Genomic DNA, 3,382 nt, shown 5'->3' on the forward strand with positions numbered 1-3,382 from the left:
GCTTGAAGCAGGAGCCCCCAATGCAACGCACAATTCAATCAGGATATGGAAAGGCCATGAAAAAATCCGATAAATCAATAGGGCCGAAGAACCCGGTCTCTTTTGAAGCAGGTCGAGTTCGAAGGTTAGCAATGCAACGCATTGCGACCTCCAGTCAGTTTGTGCGTTCAGTGTTCGTCGCGCTCATTTGTGGTGCCGCACTAAGCGGATGTGCCGCCAACATGGCAGCAACCGGCAGTGATGGACCTGATCTGAGCGTTGTTAGCCAGGAGGCCACACGGTTCAATGTTGAACGCCAGTTGGGCTCACCCGATGAATTGCAACAACAAGCCAATGGAGATTGGGTGGCCGTCTATGATGTTGAGCCCAGGACAAAACCAAACCTGGCGCGAGCAGCAGGTCATGGAACACTGGATCTTTTTACCTTCGGGCTTTGGGAAGTAGTTGGTGGCCCGCTAGAGGTGGCACATGCGCGCCGGGTGCTGGTCACTGCCCGATATGACCAATCAGGGAAACTGCTTCAAATGACCAGCAAACCCAAACCGATCCTCTGATCCGAGTTTTGGATCACCGCTGGACGGAAAACGGAAAGCGGTAATTCCAATACCCCCACTAACGGAAAATTATTCCCGCTGGCGCATCACGCATGCCCAGTGTCCGGATGGTCTTTCGACACAACCAAGAGAACGGACCTTTTAAATGAAAACTATCACGATGATCACACTGGCAGCCGTGATGCCGACTTTGTCCTTGGCAAATGAAAGCTGGACCGGCTTCAACGCGGGTTTGCAGTTATCCACAATCGATGTCTCGGAAGGCAACAACGATAATGGAAATGCAGCTCTGGGTCTCCATGCCGGTTACCTTCACGATTTTGACGGCTACGTAATCGGCGGTGAACTTACTTATGACGCGGGCGCTGAGGTCGAGTCCGGAGGGAAAGCCGAAAAAGTCGATACTGTACGCTTGAAGTTCAAAGGTGGGCATGTATTTGGCCGGACATACCTCTATGGCGTGGTTGGCTATGCAAACATTGATGGCGGATCCAAGAGCGAAGACGGCTATTCCGCTGGTGTTGGCGTGACTTATCGCGCGACGGACAGGGTTCTGGTTGGTCTTGAATACCTGCGAGACACATACGACACGTCGGGTGATGATATCACCGCTGACTCTCTCGCGCTTCGGGTGTCCTACAAGTTCTAGCTGTAGCCATTCGAGATTTCGAAAATGGCGGGGGACTTCAAACGGTTCCCCATTTTTCTACCACCTTCAAATTCCGGAGAGGCGCCAGGTGACTAACGTGCCAACTCTAAAGACCGAACGGCTAAACTTAATACCACTTAAAGTAAAAGCTTGGCTCGACTATCTTACTTTTATGGTCTCGAAACGCCCAGCGTTTATGGGCGGTCCTGTTTTCCCGCGTTTGCCCAAACATGGCGAGCTGGCATTCCTATCTAATCACATGCGTCGCGATATTGGTCTCCCAGAATATGGCAAGCGCGAGCCCAATCTCTATCTGAGATATTGAGTTCAGGTCGCAACCGAATTCGAGACGCCACCACAATGCATTAATTCAATGGGCAGCGAACAATGTACTCATTCAAGCTTCAACGCCGTCTCTTACTGTTGACATTCTGTGCCGCCAATTTTGCTGGGTCGTCATTTGCCCAGGATCGTCAAGAAATTGCCGTGACGCGCAGCGGCGAAGATGTTGCAGCTATAGAGTGTTTCGGAAGCTTCGTTTCACAGGAAATAGTTGTTCTTGGCGGGATTGAGCAAACGATACTTATTCGCACTTGTGATTTGTCCCAACCGGTCCTGCTATTTTTGCACGGGGGTCCGGGTGGTGCCGTGATGCCCTGGGTCGATCTGTTCCACACGCCCTTGTTGGAAGAGAACTTTGTCGTTGTCCATTGGGATCAACGTGGAGCCGGAAGTTCATTCAACGACGATCTCACGATAGAGGACATCACGCCATCCAAGTTGGTGGCGGATACGCTTCAACTCACCAACCTCCTACGCGACCGCTACAGGCAAGAGAAAATATTTCTGAGCGGTCATTCGTGGGGCAGCGCGCTGGGTTTCATGACTATCGCAGAGGATAGTTCCCCCTATCACGCATTCATCCCAACGTCTGAGCGTGTCGCGTGGGTGCGCAGTATGAACATGGGTTTTGAGTGGGCATTGGATCAGGCTGAAGTTCGCGGCGATGCTGAAACTCAGCGTAAACTCAAGGCGATTGAGCCGTTCGATGCACTTGATGAGGCAGATCTCACCGTTCAGCGTGAAGTTTTGGCAGAATACGGTGCCGGAGACTTTAACACCGAAGGGCTATGGGATCGCTATCTCTTCTATGTGCTAGAAGGGCGGAGCCCCTACTACACGGACGCACAGGTTAAGAACTATCGCCGCGGTCTTGATCTATCGAGCACAGCGATTGAACAGCCAGAGATTGTTGGTGCATACGACCTCTTCACCTCGCACCCGGTCCTGGATCTGCCGATCCACTTTATAACCGGAGCAGAAGACCAGAACACCCCGGCCGATCTGGCACGTGAGTATTACGAACACCTTAAGGCTCCAGCGAAGAGTTTTACCCCTATCGATGGCGCCGCCCATATGGTGATGTACGACCAACCCAATGCCTGGGCTGAAGCCCTGGTTCAAATAAGAAACCAGACGCCTACCAACTGACGAGCGGGGCGGCGTCTCCTCATCCACATAAATAAACCCTATCCCTCCCATTTGCGGAGAGGTGGATCCAGGAGTTGCAAAAATGGACATAGCTCGAATTTCCGAACGCCTCATGGGCATGAAGGACGAGGTTTGGCTGCGGCATGCGAACTCTTGGTCCGTTTGGACCCGTGTGTTGACACCCCTGCCGCTTCTGGCGTTGGCAATCTGGAGCAGAGCATGGATTGGTTATTGGGCGTGGCTTGCGGTCGGCATCGTTCTTGTCTGGATATGGATCAATCCACGCGCTTTTTCGCGGCCGGAGTCTTTCGACAGTTGGTCCGCACAGGGTGTTCTTGGCGAGCGTGTCTGGCTGCGGCACCGCGACAAAGTTGCGGAACATCATAAGCGCGTCGCAAATACGGTCGCCATTGCCAGCGGCGTTGGTCTATTGCCATTTGCCTATGGTCTGTGGGCATTCGACTTAGGTTTCACGTGCCTCGGCATAGTAGTGATCTCGGGCGGCAAGATTTGGTTTGTGGACCGCATGGCCTGGGTTTGGAACGACTTCCTGCGCGACGGCGGAACTATTGAAGATCTGACGGTTGGCAGTTGATCTGTGGCGCCACATTTAAACCACTCGGGAATACGATCATGAAGAAAGTAGTGTTTTGCCACGGTATGCCTGGCAGCCCATCAGATGCGGAGC

General features: G+C 52.8%; 4 protein-coding genes. All 4 read left to right on the forward strand.

Annotation, left to right across the window (positions count from 1 at the left end; genetic code table 11):
- Positions 1-554: hypothetical protein (locus HW561_RS23160; protein WP_211198749.1), on the forward strand; the 554-nt coding region annotated here is incomplete at its 5' end.
- A gap of 145 nt (positions 555-699) precedes the next feature.
- Entirely contained in the window at positions 700-1,203 is a 504-nt protein-coding gene (locus HW561_RS23165; protein ID WP_176867740.1) for an outer membrane protein, read from the forward strand.
- A 387-nt stretch (positions 1,204-1,590) separates the two neighbouring features.
- The gene (locus HW561_RS23170; RefSeq protein WP_176867742.1) at positions 1,591-2,694 is read left to right on the forward strand and encodes an alpha/beta fold hydrolase; all 1,104 of its coding nucleotides are present in this window, start codon (positions 1,591-1,593) and stop codon (positions 2,692-2,694) included.
- An 82-nt stretch (positions 2,695-2,776) separates the two neighbouring features.
- The gene (locus HW561_RS23175) at positions 2,777-3,289 is read left to right on the forward strand and encodes a DUF6653 family protein (protein WP_176867743.1); all 513 of its coding nucleotides are present in this window, start codon (positions 2,777-2,779) and stop codon (positions 3,287-3,289) included.
- Positions 3,290-3,382: the final 93 nt, after the last annotated feature.

The sequence above is a fragment of the Ruegeria haliotis genome (genome assembly GCF_013377785.1).
Lineage (GTDB): Bacteria > Pseudomonadota > Alphaproteobacteria > Rhodobacterales > Rhodobacteraceae > Ruegeria > Ruegeria haliotis.